We start from the raw sequence: 15,766 nt of genomic DNA, 5'->3' as shown, positions 1-15,766 counted from the left end.
TCTCCCGCCCTTCACGATTTATTTGGCAAATATTTATATTAGTGATCTTCGTAGCAGCACATGTACTCCCTTAGGAACATGCGCAGCAATTTTCGCTCCTGCTTCGTTCACTGTGATCCATCCAAGCCCTGAAAAAACAACATCGGTTTTCGCTTCCTTGATGGTGAATTCATGGCGGACAAGTTCAGGGAATTCATCCATCTGTTCGCGGCGAGGCGGAGTGAGCAATTCACCCGCATGGTTCTTGTAGAGCTCATCCGCGTTCTCCAGTTTTGTTCGATGGATGTTAATTTCATTCGGTACATAGCAGGGGAAGGACCTTCTGCCGCCGGAAATATAATCGAACCTTGCCAATCCCCCGAAAAACAGCGTCTGTCTTTCATTCAACTGGTATACCTTTGGCTTGATTTCTTTTTTCGGCGTAATGTATTTCAAGTCTCGCTTGTCCACATAGTGTGCCATTTGATGGTGATTGATGATTCCTGGTGTATCGACAATCGCCTTGCCGTCCTCCAACGGAATCTCGATCATGTCCAGCGTGGTTCCCGGGAAATGGGAGGTCGTAATGACATCTCCTTCTCCGGTCACTTCCTTGATGATTCTATTGATAAAAGTTGATTTCCCTACATTTGTACAGCCTACAATATAAACATCTTTGCCATTTCGATATTCATCGATGGCCGCAGCAGCCTCTGAAATGTTGAATCCCTTCGATGCGCTGACAAGGAACACGTCAATCGGATTCAAGCCCAATTCCCTTGATTCCTTTTTCATCCAATCGATCAGCTTGCGATGCTTGACCGATTTTGGAACGAGGTCTGCCTTGTTGCCAATCAGCAGCACCGGGTTTTTTCCGGCGAACCGCTGGATTCCTGGCAGCCAGCTTCCATTGAAATCGAAGATATCAACAATCTTCACAATCAGGGCATCCCTTTTGCCAAGTTCATTCAATATTTTCAGGAAATCATCGTCCGTAAGACTGACATCCTGGATCTCATTGTAATTCTTTAGCCTGAAACATCTCTGGCATACAACAACCTCTTTTTCAAGTGAAGATGGAGGGGCATATCCCAACTCTTCTGGATGTTCAGTCTGTATCTTCACTCCACAGCCTGTGCAGATAAATTGTTCACTCAAATCTTAGTCCTCCCAATTCAGCTTGCCTTGTTTCCTGAACCAATTCAGGATCCTTCTTTCAATTTTCCTGTTGAATCTCGTCACAAACCCGTCCGTCTGGGCCACCGGGACGACAAGGATCGTGTGGAAGCCGCTCCTGTTGCCGCCAAGGACATCCGTCAGCACCTGGTCACCAATGACTACCGTTTCATCTTTTCGCAGCCCCATTTGCTTCAGGGCTTTGTTAAATGCACGGGTCATTGGCTTTCTTGCCATAAATATAAAGGGAATCTGAAGAGGATCGGAAAATGCCCTGACCCTTTTCTCATTATTATTGGAAACAATCGTCACAAGTATTTCATTTTTCCTCATATCATCAAACCACTCGATCAGCTTTGGAGTCGCAGAAGGACGGTCCCATTCCACGAGTGTATTGTCAAGATCCGTGATAATACCCTTGATGCCTTTTTCCTTCAAGCTTTGCGGCTGGATATCAAAAATGCTTTTCACATACTGGTCTGGCAAAAAATGCTTTAGCAATTTCTTTACACCTCATTAATTTAATTCCTATCATAACGTTAACATCATACCCAATTTCATCCTCGTATTCAAAACAAACATTCAAATAGAGGAAAAATAAAGAGATTTTCACTGGAGAGTCGACAAAACCCCTTGCGATTAGAAGGAATGCAAGAATCTTTTAAAATATTCAAAAAAACTTTTCGACAAAATCCAGCGTTTTCCATATCTGTGGATAACCTTATACACAAAATACACACTGATTCTATTACTAATATCCCATTTATAAACAAAATAATCACAGGTTATCCACCGGAGATTGTGGATAATTAGAACAGTTGTTCTTAAAGTTTCATTCTGATAGAGTAAGGGTAGAACAAAATTAACTTACAATTATATGCAATTCACAACTGATTTAGAAGTATCCTTTTGGGGGTGAATGACTGGAATGCGTAAACTTTCAGACGAGCTGTTGATCGAATCCTATTTCAAAGCAAGAGAATTAAATTTAAGCTATGAGTTTATTCGTTTGATTGAAACGGAAATTCACAGGCGGTCATTATCTAACCGAATTAAAGTATCATCCTGACAGCCCACTAAAAGGGCTTTTTTTTTTGCCTTTAAAAGCAGTTTTGTTTAGCAGAAGCTAGGCAATACAAAAAGAGAAAAGGCACAGATCAATCTGCGCCCTGTTTGTCAGGCCTGTCCTGTTAAAGTACCGATCGGTTCTCCATATTTAATGTGATATGGCGGCTTGATTTCAGGCAGGAGAGTAATCGTGTCTTTTTCAAAGAGCATCACAATTGTCGAGCCAAATGTGAAGTAAGCCAGCTGTTCACCCTTCTCGAGCTTTTCACCTTTGTGGGTGGTTTCAATTGAATTGACAAACATCGCTCCGACCTTCACTACCGCAGCCATTCCTTTACTATGCCTTATTTCAGTAATTTTCCTGTAGTTTTTCGAAAGCGGGTAGTTTCCATAGGCCAGCCCCATTTTATTGACTGGATATGACTTCTTCCCTAATGTCCACTGTTTTACCACTTCACCGTTCAAAGGACTGTGTATCTGGTGGTAATGGCTGGGGCTGAGGTAAAAAATCATATAAGTTCCTTCTTCATACCTGGCCATCGCTTCATCATCACCCAGCATCTCGGCAATCGAGTATACCTTGCCTTTAACCGTGATGCTTTTGTCGGCTGCAATGCGGCCAATCTCTTCAATGACAGAGTCCACCGGGCTAACTACTGACATAGGATCCTGATCAATGCTCCTGGCCCCTTCCTTCAGGTTCCTTATAAAAAATTCATGAAGGCTGTTGTATTCCTGGATCGGTTTTTCCATCTCATCCTGATTGATTTTATATGTTTTCGCAAACGAGGGAATAATCACTTTGCTTCTCTCTGATTTTGCGAATCGATGCAAGATAGCAGATGACCATCTCCCATTCGTCAACTCTATGAGCATTCGGTAAATCCTTTCAATCAATGCCAATACCTCCGATTAACTTTACTATTTTAGAATGGTACCTAACTTGTCCTGACCTCTAATTTCTTCATATAATGCAAATATTTCGAAAAGTATTCAAAAGTTATCTTTACGAAAAAGCATATTCAGCTTAGAATTATATATTATTATATAATAACCCAAGGTGCCAGTCCCCTTTTTACATGAGGAGTGAAATCATGTTTTTACAAGATGTGCTTGACTCGACTGTCAAGAAACTAAAATCACAAACTGCCAATGTGCTGACGCTCGCCAATCTTTCATTAGGCGGCTTTGCGATCATTGTTGGCTTTAACGGCTATTTGAACCTGAGCCTTTTGCTGATTTTCATTGCCGCCCTGGCTGACCGATTTGATGGGATGGTGGCCAGAAAGTTCAATATCGAATCCGAGCTGGGGAAGCAGCTGGATTCCATGAGTGATATTATATCATTTGGCGTAGCGCCTGCACTATTAATTTATCAGGGAATTTTATTTGAGTTCGGTGCTCCTGGTGCGTTCTTTGTCGTCTTTTATATTGGCTGCGGAGCATTCCGCCTGGCAAGGTTCAATATAACGGAGAGTAACGGATACTTCACTGGTCTGCCGATCACAGCAGCTGGTGTACTGGCAACGCTAAGCTTCCTCGCGCTTCCTTATATCCCGCCGCAAAGCTTCCTTTTCATCATGATTTTCCTGAGCTTATTGATGATCAGTCCATTCAAATTGAAGAAAGTATAAGAAAACCCAGCCTCCCAGAGCTGGGTTTTCTGTTATTAAAATATAACCTTCTAAGATGCTACTCGGTCAATGCGAGGAATTCTTCTACATCTTCTACGCACATGGATACTGCTTTTTTCCAGAAGTCCTTTTTGGTCAGGTCGACGTTGAGGTGCTTTTGCGCGAGATCTTCTACAGTCATGGAAGCTGAATCCTTCAGTAGCGCGATATACTTTTCTTCATATCCCTTTCCATCTTCCTGGGCCATGGCATAAATGCCAAGCGAGAACAAGTATCCGAACGTATACGGGAAGTTATAGAAAGGTACTCCTGTGATGAAGAAATGCAGTTTTGATGCCCAGAATAGCGGATGATACCCATCAAGAGAATCACCGTAAGCTTCTTTTTGGGCATTTTCCATCAGTTCACACAATCTCTCCGCATTTACTACACCCTGCTTGCGTTCTTCATAGAATTTTGTCTCAAATAAGTATCTCGCATGAATATTCATCAGAAGTGCAACGGAACGCTGAATTTTGTCCTCCAGGAGGCTTAGTTTTTCTTCTTTTGTCTGGGAGTTTTTCAAAGATGCATCCGAAACGATCATTTCCGCGAAAGTGGATGCCGTTTCGGCAACATTCATCGCATAGTTTCGGTTCAGCAGGTGCAAATCTCTCATCGCATACGTATGGAAACCATGTCCCAGCTCATGGGCGAGCGTGGAAACATTCGATGGTGTGCCAGAGTACGTCATGAAGATTCGTGACTGACTGCTCTCCGGGAAGAAAGTATGGAATCCGCCTGGAGCCTTTCCAGGGCGATCTTCTGCTTCAATCCACTTGTCCTCAAAGGCCATTTTTGCAAAGTCAGCCATTTCCTTGCCAAACTGCGCAAAATTATCAACGATGAAATCGGCGCCTTCCTGATAGGACATTTTTGATTCTGTGCTGCCAATTGGCGCATCAAGGTCATACCAGCTAAGCTTTTCTAGCCCCAGCAGTTTTGCCTTGCGGTTGAGGAATTCAACAAATGGTTTCTTGTGTTCAGAAATAACACTCCACATGGCATCCAGTGTTTCTTTTTGCATCCTGTTAATTTCAAGAGGCTCTTTCAATGCATCCTCCCAACCTCGCAGCTTATATACATTTAACCTGAACCCTGCTAGGTGATTGAGGGTTTTTGAATAAAAATCCTCTTTCTCTCCCCATGCTTTTTCCCATTCTGTAAAAATTTCTTTGCGTACTGAACGGTCTGCATCCGACAGCTTATTGGCCGCCTGCCCGACTGATAATTTTTCAACCTTAAAATTTATTTTCGTATTGCTGACAAGAAGGTCGTACATCTGGCCCCAGCCATGATAGCCATCGACGCTCAATGCATTGATTGCTGATTCTTCTTTTTCGGATAGTCTTTCAGCAGCCCGGTCGCGGCGTTCTGTCAGGACGAATCGCAATTCCTTCAACAGCCCTTCCTGTACAAGCTCTTCCCAGACATCATCTGAAAATCCGGCAAGCTTCTGGTCGAAAATAGTCAACGCTGTTTGCAGGGAGGCGCTCAGCTCCGTTACAGCGGACCTTAACTGCCCTGCCTTTTTATCTTCAGTATTTTGGGCATTTAGACAGCTCACAAATGCACCCGCCTGTCTGACTTTTCTTGCAGCACCATCAAACATGTCCACGAGACTGGTGAGACGTGATCCTTCCCCCGCCTGGCCGGACGGCTGCCAGTCCTCGACTTCCTTTTGAAATACTCCAATTTCTTCGCCAGCTGATCTGAGGTGTGCCGCAAATTCCGGGGAATTGCTCCCTCCTTCAAAAAAAACATCCAAATCCCAAACTTCTGAGTATGTAGTTGACATAAAAGTTTCCCCCTTTTTTTCTATTTCCTTATTATAAAGTTATTTTTCGAAAATTTCTATTTTTCAGAGGGAGGAATTCAAAAAGAAAGGCTCATCCCGGCTGGCGAGATAAGCCCATTCATTTTATCCGCAAAAGTACCACCATCCGCCGAATATAAGGACAATTACCAGCAGGATGATGAATAGCGCAAACCATGCACCACTTCCGCCATAATAGCCCGGATAGCATCCATAAGGGCCAGCGTATGGGGGAAAGTAACCGTAAGGCATACTCTCACACTCCTTTTCCGTATCCTATTATCAGGATATGGGATTCTGTCCATTTTGGTTTGGGCACTCCGAAAAATTTCGCAGCTTGCTTGTATAAGGTAAAATAATAGGCAAATGCACAGATTTTTCAAACTTATCATGTATGATAAACTCATTCAATAGGTAAGGAGTTTTTTAGATATGGCAACCATTTTGCTAGTTGATGATGAAACAAGGATGCTTGATTTGCTGTCGCTGTACCTCACTCCATTAGGTCATAAATGTTTCAAGATCACCTCGGCGCTCGACGCAATCCGTTTTCTTGAAGAACAGCAGGCAGACCTTGTCCTGCTTGATGTCATGATGCCGGAGATGGATGGCTGGGAGGCTTGCCGGGAAATCCGGAAACATTGGGATATCCCGATCATCATGCTCACTGCAATGAGTGAAAAGCCCGACATTGTAAAAGGATTAAAAATGGGCGCAGATGACTATGTTACGAAGCCTTTCGATGAAGGTGAACTGGTTGCGAGAATCGAAGCAGTCCTTCGAAGGCAATCCGGCAAATCCCCGCTCATTGCTTTCAAAGGATTGAACTTGAATGCGGATTCATTCGAATTGCAGTACAACGGAACAACCATTCCTCTTACTCCGAAAGAATTTTCCCTGCTCCAGCTTTTCCTGCAGAACCGGAATAAAGTCTTTACCAGGGAGCATTTGATCTCAACGATCTGGGGATACGGTGTGGGAACTGAAGACCGTACAATTGATTCACATGTCCGTAATTTAAGAGATAAACTGAGAAAAGCCGGCTTTGCAGCCGATGAATATTTGACTACCGTCTGGGGCGTCGGCTACAAATGGCTGGAATAACCAGCTTTACAGGCAAATTAAGTTTCATTCATATTTCTCTGGATAAAAAGAAATAATAGTGACGTCACTTTCGGACAGGAGGAATGATGAGTGGAAAATCTATACGAACGCCTTGGAGGACAAGAGTCAATATCGAAAGTTGTGGATGTTTTTTACGACAAGGTTTTGGCAGATGAATCAGTCAATCACTTTTTCAAGGATACGGATATGGAGAAACAGCGGCGCCACCAGTCATTGTTTATCAGCTGGGCACTTGGCGGTCCAAACCAGTATTCCGGAAAGAGCATGGAAAAGGCCCACAAAGGCATGAACCTGAATGATGAACACTTTGGGGCGATCGCCAATCACCTTGCCTCAAGCTTAAGGGAATTCGATGTTCATGATAAGGACATCAATGAAGTACTTGAGAAATTGACAGGAATGAAGGAAGATATTTTGTATAAATAATAGCCTAAAGGAAAAAGGAGAGGATGCCCTCTCCTTTTCTATTTGTTCAGTTGTTTTGGCAGGTTTTGAAGGAAGGAGATCATCAAGGTCATCCCTTCCCTGGTTTCTTTTTGCGTAACGGCCTTCATTAGCTGCATGGAAGACAACGGTTCTTTCCCCTTCGTTTCTTCCTGTGCATGATGGAAGGCGGTGAGCATGCCATCGACGAGATCGATAGCGCCAAGCTGCACAAAGGAATCCGCCAGTTCGACACCTTTGATGGCCTTTTCGGCCATATCCGTAACCATCGGACCAGTCATGGCTCCCTTCATGGCAGCCGCCATATCTGCAAGCTGCAATAAAGATTTAAGCACACCGCTCTCTTCCATTCGTTTAACTTCCATCAGCGTTCTCTCGAGGTTCTCGGCCACTTCAGGAAGGGTCTTCAGCAATGAAAGAGTTTCCGGCTGAAGGATGTCATCCGCCATCTCAACCATCTTCACACCAGTTTCAGCGATCGTTGAGACCATTTCCCCCGTAACTGCATTCATGGCTGCATTGGTGAAGCCCACGAGTTTATGTTGTTCAGCATTCTGTGCTTGAGGTGTTTCTGTAGCCATCTCAACCACCCCCTCTATAAAATCCCTTTGGCATTTAACCAGTAAAGCTCATTGTAAACAGCTTTGAACCAGTGCAGCAGGTCAGAAGTTTCTGCAGGCTGCGGAGGATTGTTGTAATCGAATGTGATCATGCTTGCATCTTCCAGGCTGTTTTCAAGGAAGCAAGCCACCTTGCCATTGTACACAGCTGTTTCAGGGCGTCCTGATAGCCTGCTGATGATGTTGGCAACAAGTGATTCAGATTGATAGTGAGCAGTTGATCCAGCTTTACTGATTGGAAGGTTGGTTGCATCACCAATCACATACACATCATCCTGGCCAATCATTTTCAATGTTGTGCGGTTTGTTGGGATGAAGCCTGATTCATCGCCAATTCCTGAATCGATGACGGCTTTCGCACCCGTATGAGCAGGAATCGTAATCAGCATGTCATAATCGTGTTCTGACCCATCCATCGTAATGGCGACTTTGCGTTTAGGATCGACTTCCTCAAGGTTGAAGAATGTTTCATATTTAATATCACGCTTTTCGAACTGTGGCAGGCCCCACTCTGCTACTGGAACCAATGAGTGGATCCGTCCGATCGGATAAGCATACTTGATCTCAATATCTTTTCTTCTGCCATTCTTGCGGTAATAGTCATCGAGCATCAATGCCAATTCAAGCGGTGCAGCTGGGCATTTATGCGGAACATCGATGGTAATCAGGATTTTCCCCTTTTCCATTGCTGCAAGATCATCACGAAGCCGTTCTGCCCCTTCAAGGGTATAGAAGTTATGAGCACCCTCCCTCAATCCTGGGACGCTGTCAAAGTCAGGATGCGAGCCGGTCGCAACCACAAGATAGTCATATTGATACTGTCTCTTGCCCTTGACTGTTTTCTTCTCGGCATCGATTTTTTCAACATCATCATAAACGAGGTTTACATGTCTGTGTACAAGTGTCTCCTGTTTTCTGATGAAATGCTCAGAAGGCTTTTCATTAAAGGCAATGAATAAGTATCCCGGCTGATAAATATGCTTTTCTGTATTTGAAATCAACGTAATTTCGACTTCGCGATTTTTGATTTCGTTTCCCAGCTGCCTTGCAAGCTTGTTGGCGACCATTGTGCCAGCGCTTCCGGCTCCAAGAATGACGATTCTTTTTGTCATTTGATCCACACCTCTTTACTGGATTCTTTGTTGAAGGCTGTTCTTGCCATCAGCCTTGCTAGCTCATTATTTCACTTTACGAACCGCAATCTTGAATTCATCGCCTTCATTCTCAAGATAGGCAATTTCGTGCCCCATTTTATTCACCCATTCAGGGATATCGACAGCTGACCCTTTATCTGTGGAAAGGACTTCCACTACATCGCCCACCTGTGCTGTTTTGATTCCTTTTACCAATTCCATTAGTGGTCCAGGGCAATATGCTCCTCTTGCATCGATTGATTTTGTTACTTGTACGTTTGTCATCGCTTTTTCCTCCTGTTTACTGAAGATTTATGATAAAATAAGTAAAGAATTTTTTATTTTGCATGAAGCAGAAGAGCCTGAATGGCCTGCACGCCGATTGGCTTTTCCTGCTTCTGCAGCATTACATTGTAATAACAGTTGCTCCCTGTGTCATTCCCAGGAATTTCGTAACCCCGATCACTCCATCGAACACATCGATCATGTCTTCTTCCTGCCAATCCATGATATCCATTGCGAGTGCGCACCCGTAAATGTTCAGTTCACCCATATCCTTGCCTTCCTGCAGCAAAGAATCGAACAGAGGAATTTTCTTCGCCAGCATTTCCTTTCCAATTGTTCCAGTGATGAAGTCTGCATTTTCAAAGCTGTCTTTACGGAATGATTTCAACGCATTCATTGTGACAAATACATTAACCGTCATGCCTGACATTGATGCCACCGAACCTACAAGTGCTCCCGCATGCAGCTTTTCAAGATCTTCAGATAATAAGATTACCGCTAGAGATGGTGCTTGCTGTTCCATAATGTATTTCCTCCTATATAATCGAATGATTTACCTTACACTTAAATTATACCTATACCCCTATATCTATGTCTGTTTCTTTTATGTGAACGTTCTTCGTCTAAAAAGTGACAAAACCAGATGGTCACATAGTTTACCTTTGCTTTTTTAAACACTATTCTGTTTCAAATTTTCACAGGAAAATATTTAGTCGGACAGACACAATCTTACCCCTTCAGACATAGGAATTTATTATAGGCGAAAGCCTTACTAAGCGGGGGTGGAAACATGTCTGGCATACTAACAGCACTCGGATATCTCGTCAAAGAAGTGATCCTTCTTGTTTCGTATGTTAAAAACAACGCATTTCCTCAACCGTTATCTGCTGCCGATGAACGAAAGTATTTAAGGTTGATGGCAAATGGCGATCCACACGCAAGGAATATGCTGATTGAACATAATCTCAGGCTTGTGGCCCATATCGTAAAAAAGTTCGAGAATACCGGTGAGGATTCAGAGGATTTGATTTCAATCGGAACAATCGGCCTGATCAAGGCGATTGAAAGTTATTCGGAGGGAAAAGGCACCAAACTCGCCACCTACGCGGCAAGGTGTATTGAAAACGAAATCCTGATGCATCTCCGCGCTCTCAAAAAGACGAAAAAGGATGTTTCATTGCACGACCCCATCGGCCAGGATAAAGAAGGAAACGAAATTTCACTGATTGACGTCCTGAAATCCGAATCCGAGGATGTAATCGATACCATCCAGCTCAATATGGAGCTTGAAAAGGTAAAGGAATATATTGATGTTCTTGATGAACGAGAGAGGGAAGTCATCGTTGGCCGGTTCGGCCTTGATTTAAAGAAGGAAAAAACACAAAGGGAAATCGCCAAAGAACTCGGTATCTCCAGGAGCTATGTCTCCAGAATCGAAAAGAGAGCATTGATGAAAATGTTCCATGAATTCTACCGTGCAGAAAAGGAAAAGAAGAAGAATAAGGGGCAATAAGAAAACGGAAGCGCCTTGGGCAGCCCCGACAAGCGCTGGAGGGTCGACCAGTGAAATTCACTTTCCTATTGCAGACAAGGAAACCCGGGGATTCCCCCGGGTTTTTATCATATCTTAAGCTGAAGGCGCACAACTTGTCCAACTGCCCAGCCAAATAAAAAAGGTATCAACCATTATCAGTTGATACCTTTTCAGTATTCTATTCCACACTCACTTCTGCAGCTACGACTAACCCGACAGCACCGCAGATGATCAATCCCATTACGATCATGAACATGCCCATCACCCCTTTAGCATACACCCCTGTTTATACCAAATTTATCATATAATTACGGTGTTAAAAGGATAGGGTTGTGAACATTTTGTTAACGATGGGTTTTCTTTTTCCTGAATACAATTGTTAATAATAATACATGCAATGACATCGCATTTCCTCCCTAACTACGTCGTTAGGTGGTGTCCTTCTCCACCCACAAGCTAGCCAGTCTTCTTTGAATAACGTAAATCATCTTCTTTCCACCTTTCCTGGTTATTTTTCAAATGAATTAAAACGGGCGCAGCATTGATTGACGTGTTTTGTTGTCTTCAATCATTTTTTCAACCATTTCGTTATGGCGAATTTCTTCTAGAGACATTTGTCGTTTGTTAATCGTAATTGTGAAAAACAATATGTTTAAGGTCATGATGGGTTCACCTCCTTTTTATTTCCAACCCAAAAAGCCGCAAGGATCCCTTCCCTGCGGCAAAATTGGGCACAAAAAAGCCACAGGGGCACGATTCTCCCTGCGGCCATGGATGTATTGGTCAGATAAGCAGTTTAAATAACCCAGTCCGTTCCGGTCGAATGCGTATTTCGATATGAAGTTTTGAAGTTATTCCAATAACCAATTCTGATCATTTCACTCGACCTCCTTTTGAATTATTTAACTCACATTGGTAAGTATATCCACATTGAATTGTTTTGTAAACCTTTTTTGGCCTATTTTTCCAAAAAAAGATTCGTCAAATTACAACATAGTTTGCATGCCCGGTTTTAACAACAAGGCCCTGTTAAACCTGACTGTTGATTTTCATTCCAGGGTTTTCGCTTTCAGCGGGGAAGAATTATGAAAAAGCCCAGCTGCCGGCTTTCTCAAAGTTCAAATTCTTCCTTGCAGTCTGGGATCCTCCTCAGCGCTTTATGCGCCTGCGGGGTCTCCCCATGACTTGCTTATCCCGCAGGACCTGAAAAACTTCTTCGGATTGACCCACGCACGATGGAAATGCGTTAGCATTTTCGGAGGAGTCTACGTGCCTTCCACTACAATCACCAAGACTTCAAAACCACATTTGGCATTAACAGAGCCAACAAAAAAACGCCCTGAAAGGACGTTTCTATTTCTTCATCAGCCATTCCTGGCCTTCCTCAGATTCAATCAGCTGGTTGCGGTACTTTTTCGCGATGGAGAAGAAAAGGATAGAACCTGCAAGGAATCCTGTTGAAGCACCTGCTGCAATATATATATCTGTCATCACTTTGGTTTCAGACGGAAGAATTGTACCTAAATAAAAGAATGCGCCCACAGTGAGCAAGACAATGGCGAACTGCTTATAATCAACCATTTTTTCATAAAGTTGCTTTGTGTTCATTTCTATCACCTGCATTTAGTAAGACTTTACCACATCCCTACTTTAACATTTTTAAACCTGCTTTTGGCATGTAATTTTTGGAAATATAAAAACCCCTATAAAGGGGTTTTCTTTTTACTGGATGTTCCAGTTCTTAATCATCTCATTAACAATTTCAAAGGAGTTCTTTGAAGCGAGTTTTGTGAATTCGAGGAAATTCACATCTGCTGAACCGTCTGCCTGGTCAGACATTGACCTGATAATGACGAATGGCACACCATTCATGCTGCATACCTGTCCGACTGCGGCCCCTTCCATTTCCGTACAGTAGCCCTGCAGTTCTTCGTGCAGGAATTTAACCTTTTCCCGGTCTGCGATGAATTGATCTCCTGAAAGGATCCTCCCTCTGACAATTTTCTTGTCCTGGACGATTTCTTTGCTGGCAGAGATGGCAAGATCGGCTAATCGCTCATCTGCTTTAAATACTGAAACCTCTGTGTAGGGGATTTCCCCTAGCTTAAAGCCCAATGCCCTTACATCCATGTCATGCTGCACACAGTCGGTTGAAACAACGATATCCCCTATCTTCAGTTCAGGGTTCACCGCACCCGCTACACCAGTGAATACGATATTCTCAGCGGCAAATTCATCAATCAGAATTTGTGTGCAGACACTGGCATTAACTTTCCCTACCCCTGATTTACAAAGAACGATCTCATATCCGTTAAAAGTACCGACATAAAAAGTTATGCCTGCCTTCTTCTTTTCCTCATAATCCTTCATCGCCTCGAGGATATGCTGTATTTCTTCATCCATCGCCCCAATGATACCAATTCTGCTCATTTCTTCTACCTCCGCAATTGTTATTCTGTCAGTATCCTGGACATCCGATTTGCTTCATAGAGGACTTTCTCTTCATCGATTGTCATGAACTGACGGTTAGCCATGATTTGTTTTCCCTTGACATATACATCCCTTACATCCCTGCCAGATCCGGAATAAACGAGATGTGAGATTGGGTTATGCTTTGGATAATAGAATGACTGATTCGAATCCACTACGATTAGATCTGCATCCTTCCCTGCTTCCAGGGAACCAATCCGTTCGTCGAGCCAGACCGAGGCTGCTCCTGAAACCGTCGCCATCCTTAAAGCCTGCCGGGCAGTGACAGCCGTTGCATCCTGGGCGGCTCCCTTATGAACCGTAGCAACAGCCTTAAGCTCTTCAAAAAGGTCCAAATTATTATTGGAAGCCACACTGTCAGTCCCTAAGCTAACGGTTACTCCTTTGGCAAGCATATTGCCGATTGGAGCAATCCCGCTGCCAAGCTTGAGATTGCTGATGATATTATGAGAGACTTTTACATCCTTCCGGGCAAGGATCTCAATATCCTCTCCATCAACATGAACGGCATGGGCAACAAGCGATGGACGGTCGAAGAAGCCCAGCTTGTCCAAATGTGCCACCGGTGTCACGCCAAATTCTTCGATGTTTTGATCTACTTCATACTTCGTTTCAGACATATGCGTATGCAGCGGTACGTTCAGTTCTGCTGACCGATCAATGATGTGGGTGATGTATTCTGGTGAACAAGTATACGGAGAATGGGGTGACAGCATGGTCGTGATTCGTCCATCTGCAGCGTGATTCCAGTTCTTCGCAAAAGCTGCCGCTTCTTCAAGCTTGCTCTGGCGCAGTTCCTCTGATCCGAACCCGATCACACCACGGCACAGCACACCACGAATGCCGGCTTCCTCCACTGCTTTTGCCACTTCATCCATATTGTCGTACATATCAACAAAGGTGGTCGTCCCAGTCCGGATCATTTCCAGAATAGACAGCCTTGCCCCCCATTTCGCGTGTTCTGGTGTATATTTAGCTTCCAGCGGCCAAATCTTGTTTTCCAGCCATGTTTGCAGATGCAAATCATCTGCATAGCCTCTTAATAAAGACATAGGCGTATGTCCATGGGTATTCACCAATCCGGGAAGGACATAGTTGCCCCTCAAATCGACTGTTTCGTTATAGGACGACTTATCTTCCGGTGTTTCACCGACATAGATAATCTTGCCATCTTCAAAACCGATTGCTCCGTTCTCTATCACTTCGTCTTTTACATTACTGGTTATGATGGTGCCATTATATAATAACTTCCATGCCATTGTGATCTCTCCTATGTATTGACACTATTCTAGCACTTTCTGTACTAGAATGGGGTGATGCATGCTGAAATATGCCTGTCGTTTTAATTTATCAAAAAAAGTTTTATTTTTATAGAGAATTTGCTATTTTTATTGGGAAGGCATCTGCCTTGGCATTTAAGAAAGGAGTAAATACATGGATTTCCAATTTGATTTGATCGAGGATAAAGTAGAATTTTTCGAGGCGGTGGATTTAAAGTCGCTTGAACAAAAAATAAATAAACAAATTGAGATCAATAAGGCGATCATGCTGTCGGTCCACCACGTTTCACACCAAATGCACCTGGATGACAAAGGCCGGCTGTTTTATTCGGCTGTTGTCCATTTCAAAGCGAAAAAGTAAGGGGCCCATTCACTGAGCCCCTAAACCCGTTACGGTCTTTTATCATTCTGGATCAATTCTTCGACTCTGACCGGCTTCCAGCCTTGTCCATCGACCCACTCGATTGCCACTCTGTAAGTCTGGTCACTTCCCTTGGCCGAAACCGTGCCGATCGCTGTATTGGGTGCACCGCCATTTTCATTCCACCAGACCGTCATATTGTTTTTATCTATACCAGTTGCATATGAATATGCAAGGATCATTTCCTGCCAGTCTGCTGAATTCTCATTAAAAACAGTATTGTGTTCCCCTGATTGAGTAGTGCCGACCGGTTTCCACTCCGGATTCTGGATTGTCTGTTTGACATTGGCGTCACTTCCGCCTTCTGTCACAATCGGTTCACCCGATTCCTCACCGTCTTCGGCTTCTTCCTCCGCTGCCTCTTCAGATTCAGTTCCTTCTTCTTCAGCGCCATCTTTCTGATCGCTGTCATTTTGCTTCACATCTTTGTTGCTGTCATTATTGCCGGAAGGTGCTGCGGCATTATCCTCTCCTGCCGCAACGTCTCCATTATCGGCAGCCCCTTCGTCATTGCTGAAGAAAATGTTAAAAGATACGATACCAATCAACAAAATAACGACAACGATCAAGCTATTTAAAATAAGGTTGGTTTTTCTTCGTTTTGCCCGTGCACTCGACCGGGACCCCTCATTTAGGTTGTCATAATCATGCTTCAAGATCTTTCCCTCCCTTATAAGGTTGTCAACATTCTACCATGACTTGAAGCAAACTTGAAGGATTTT

20 protein-coding genes are annotated in these 15,766 nt (G+C 43.6%); 6 read left to right on the top strand and 14 right to left on the bottom strand.

The genetic code is table 11. From position 1 onward, the window contains the following. Window positions 1-33: 33 nt before the first annotated feature. Both yqeH and EJA10_RS19775 read right to left on the bottom strand, forming a co-directional pair. Window positions 34-1,137 (bottom strand): ribosome biogenesis GTPase YqeH, encoded by a 1,104-nt coding sequence (gene yqeH, locus EJA10_RS19780; protein ID WP_125481756.1) that lies wholly within the window; start codon window positions 1,135-1,137, stop codon window positions 34-36. A gap of 3 nt (window positions 1,138-1,140) precedes the next feature. Further along, window positions 1,141-1,656: a YqeG family HAD IIIA-type phosphatase gene (locus EJA10_RS19775; protein WP_125481755.1), complete on the bottom strand. Its 516-nt coding sequence runs from the start codon at window positions 1,654-1,656 to the stop codon at window positions 1,141-1,143. Window positions 1,657-2,083: 427 nt separating this feature from the next. Between EJA10_RS19775 and EJA10_RS19770 the strand changes: the two genes are divergently transcribed. Next, window positions 2,084-2,224, top strand: a complete 141-nt coding sequence (locus EJA10_RS19770) for a sporulation histidine kinase inhibitor Sda (RefSeq protein ID WP_079510333.1) — start codon at window positions 2,084-2,086, stop codon at window positions 2,222-2,224. 107 nt (window positions 2,225-2,331) lie between these two features. Here the strand turns inward: EJA10_RS19770 and EJA10_RS19765 are convergent, their stop codons facing one another. After that, the gene (locus tag EJA10_RS19765) at window positions 2,332-3,120 is read right to left on the bottom strand and encodes a phosphatidylserine decarboxylase (protein ID WP_125481754.1); all 789 of its coding nucleotides are present in this window, start codon (window positions 3,118-3,120) and stop codon (window positions 2,332-2,334) included. 197 nt (window positions 3,121-3,317) lie between these two features. Here EJA10_RS19765 and pssA point away from each other — a divergent pair, with 197 nt between their 5' ends. Continuing rightward, a complete protein-coding gene (gene pssA, locus EJA10_RS19760; RefSeq protein WP_125481753.1) occupies window positions 3,318-3,857 on the top strand; it encodes a CDP-diacylglycerol--serine O-phosphatidyltransferase in 540 nt (179 codons plus the stop codon). Between the two features lie 58 nt (window positions 3,858-3,915). Here pssA and EJA10_RS19755 read toward each other — a convergent pair whose 3' ends face one another. Both EJA10_RS19755 and EJA10_RS23555 read right to left on the bottom strand, forming a co-directional pair. Further along, the gene (locus EJA10_RS19755) at window positions 3,916-5,694 is read right to left on the bottom strand and encodes a M3 family oligoendopeptidase (RefSeq protein WP_125481752.1); all 1,779 of its coding nucleotides are present in this window, start codon (window positions 5,692-5,694) and stop codon (window positions 3,916-3,918) included. A 123-nt stretch (window positions 5,695-5,817) separates the two neighbouring features. Continuing rightward, complete coding sequence (locus EJA10_RS23555; RefSeq protein WP_170169201.1) at window positions 5,818-5,964, bottom strand: hypothetical protein; 147 nt, start codon at window positions 5,962-5,964, stop codon at window positions 5,818-5,820. A 180-nt stretch (window positions 5,965-6,144) separates the two neighbouring features. On the opposite strand from EJA10_RS23555, the gene EJA10_RS19750 reads away from it, so the two are divergent. Then, entirely contained in the window at window positions 6,145-6,816 is a 672-nt protein-coding gene (locus EJA10_RS19750; RefSeq protein WP_125481751.1) for a response regulator transcription factor, read from the top strand. A 90-nt stretch (window positions 6,817-6,906) separates the two neighbouring features. After that, entirely contained in the window at window positions 6,907-7,263 is a 357-nt protein-coding gene (locus EJA10_RS19745) for a group I truncated hemoglobin (RefSeq protein WP_125481750.1), read from the top strand. Between the two features lie 38 nt (window positions 7,264-7,301). Here the strand turns inward: EJA10_RS19745 and EJA10_RS19740 are convergent, their stop codons facing one another. The 4 genes from EJA10_RS19740 to EJA10_RS19725 form a co-directional block, all read right to left on the bottom strand. Further along, the gene (locus EJA10_RS19740; RefSeq protein ID WP_125481749.1) at window positions 7,302-7,862 is read right to left on the bottom strand and encodes a helical membrane plugin domain-containing protein; all 561 of its coding nucleotides are present in this window, start codon (window positions 7,860-7,862) and stop codon (window positions 7,302-7,304) included. A 14-nt stretch (window positions 7,863-7,876) separates the two neighbouring features. Beyond that, the gene (locus tag EJA10_RS19735) at window positions 7,877-9,013 is read right to left on the bottom strand and encodes an NAD(P)/FAD-dependent oxidoreductase (RefSeq protein WP_125481748.1); all 1,137 of its coding nucleotides are present in this window, start codon (window positions 9,011-9,013) and stop codon (window positions 7,877-7,879) included. A 66-nt stretch (window positions 9,014-9,079) separates the two neighbouring features. Next, entirely contained in the window at window positions 9,080-9,319 is a 240-nt protein-coding gene (locus tag EJA10_RS19730; protein WP_125481747.1) for a sulfurtransferase TusA family protein, read from the bottom strand. A 121-nt stretch (window positions 9,320-9,440) separates the two neighbouring features. After that, window positions 9,441-9,842, bottom strand: a complete 402-nt coding sequence (locus EJA10_RS19725; protein ID WP_125481746.1) for a DsrE/DsrF/DrsH-like family protein — start codon at window positions 9,840-9,842, stop codon at window positions 9,441-9,443. Window positions 9,843-10,109: 267 nt separating this feature from the next. On the opposite strand from EJA10_RS19725, the gene sigK reads away from it, so the two are divergent. Beyond that, on the top strand, window positions 10,110-10,832 hold the full coding sequence (sigK, locus tag EJA10_RS19720) for an RNA polymerase sporulation sigma factor SigK (protein ID WP_125481745.1): 723 nt from the start codon (window positions 10,110-10,112) through the stop codon (window positions 10,830-10,832). Window positions 10,833-11,377: 545 nt separating this feature from the next. Here the strand turns inward: sigK and EJA10_RS19715 are convergent. The 4 genes from EJA10_RS19715 to EJA10_RS19700 form a co-directional block, all read right to left on the bottom strand. Then, entirely contained in the window at window positions 11,378-11,515 is a 138-nt protein-coding gene (locus EJA10_RS19715) for a YrzI family small protein (protein WP_125481744.1), read from the bottom strand. 691 nt (window positions 11,516-12,206) lie between these two features. Then, window positions 12,207-12,461 carry a YrhC family protein gene (locus EJA10_RS19710; RefSeq protein WP_246017885.1) on the bottom strand — a complete coding sequence of 85 codons (255 nt, stop codon included), beginning with the start codon at window positions 12,459-12,461 and terminating at the stop codon, window positions 12,207-12,209. Between the two features lie 114 nt (window positions 12,462-12,575). Continuing rightward, window positions 12,576-13,283 carry a 5'-methylthioadenosine/adenosylhomocysteine nucleosidase gene (locus EJA10_RS19705; RefSeq protein WP_125481743.1) on the bottom strand — a complete coding sequence of 236 codons (708 nt, stop codon included), beginning with the start codon at window positions 13,281-13,283 and terminating at the stop codon, window positions 12,576-12,578. Between the two features lie 20 nt (window positions 13,284-13,303). After that, complete coding sequence (locus EJA10_RS19700) at window positions 13,304-14,602, bottom strand: amidohydrolase family protein (protein ID WP_125481742.1); 1,299 nt, start codon at window positions 14,600-14,602, stop codon at window positions 13,304-13,306. Between the two features lie 175 nt (window positions 14,603-14,777). Between EJA10_RS19700 and EJA10_RS19695 the strand changes: the two genes are divergently transcribed. After that, window positions 14,778-14,984, top strand: a complete 207-nt coding sequence (locus EJA10_RS19695) for a YrzA family protein (protein WP_125481741.1) — start codon at window positions 14,778-14,780, stop codon at window positions 14,982-14,984. A gap of 29 nt (window positions 14,985-15,013) precedes the next feature. Here EJA10_RS19695 and EJA10_RS19690 read toward each other — a convergent pair whose 3' ends face one another. Then, entirely contained in the window at window positions 15,014-15,700 is a 687-nt protein-coding gene (locus tag EJA10_RS19690) for a DUF1510 family protein (RefSeq protein ID WP_125481740.1), read from the bottom strand. Between the last annotated feature and the right edge of the window lie 66 nt (window positions 15,701-15,766).

The organism is Mesobacillus subterraneus (genome assembly GCF_003937825.1).
Lineage (GTDB): Bacteria > Bacillota > Bacilli > Bacillales > Cytobacillaceae > Mesobacillus > Mesobacillus subterraneus.
This window is presented reverse-complemented; position numbering and strand designations above follow the sequence as displayed.

Coding starts and splice junctions, on each gene's coding strand:
- EJA10_RS19710 (WP_246017885.1), bottom strand. CDS start 12,461: ATGAACACAAAGCAACTTTATGAAAAAATGGTTGATTATAAGCAGTTC.
- EJA10_RS19750 (WP_125481751.1), top strand. CDS start 6,145: ATGGCAACCATTTTGCTAGTTGATGATGAAACAAGGATGCTTGATTTG.
- pssA (WP_125481753.1), top strand. CDS start 3,318: ATGTTTTTACAAGATGTGCTTGACTCGACTGTCAAGAAACTAAAATCA.
- EJA10_RS23555 (WP_170169201.1), bottom strand. CDS start 5,964: ATGCCTTACGGTTACTTTCCCCCATACGCTGGCCCTTATGGATGCTAT.
- EJA10_RS19770 (WP_079510333.1), top strand. CDS start 2,084: ATGCGTAAACTTTCAGACGAGCTGTTGATCGAATCCTATTTCAAAGCA.
- EJA10_RS19715 (WP_125481744.1), bottom strand. CDS start 11,515: ATGACCTTAAACATATTGTTTTTCACAATTACGATTAACAAACGACAA.
- sigK (WP_125481745.1), top strand. CDS start 10,110: ATGTCTGGCATACTAACAGCACTCGGATATCTCGTCAAAGAAGTGATC.
- EJA10_RS19740 (WP_125481749.1), bottom strand. CDS start 7,862: ATGGCTACAGAAACACCTCAAGCACAGAATGCTGAACAACATAAACTC.
- EJA10_RS19755 (WP_125481752.1), bottom strand. CDS start 5,694: ATGTCAACTACATACTCAGAAGTTTGGGATTTGGATGTTTTTTTTGAA.
- EJA10_RS19730 (WP_125481747.1), bottom strand. CDS start 9,319: ATGACAAACGTACAAGTAACAAAATCAATCGATGCAAGAGGAGCATAT.
- EJA10_RS19695 (WP_125481741.1), top strand. CDS start 14,778: ATGGATTTCCAATTTGATTTGATCGAGGATAAAGTAGAATTTTTCGAG.
- EJA10_RS19700 (WP_125481742.1), bottom strand. CDS start 14,602: ATGGCATGGAAGTTATTATATAATGGCACCATCATAACCAGTAATGTA.
- EJA10_RS19705 (WP_125481743.1), bottom strand. CDS start 13,283: ATGAGCAGAATTGGTATCATTGGGGCGATGGATGAAGAAATACAGCAT.
- EJA10_RS19735 (WP_125481748.1), bottom strand. CDS start 9,013: ATGACAAAAAGAATCGTCATTCTTGGAGCCGGAAGCGCTGGCACAATG.
- EJA10_RS19725 (WP_125481746.1), bottom strand. CDS start 9,842: ATGGAACAGCAAGCACCATCTCTAGCGGTAATCTTATTATCTGAAGAT.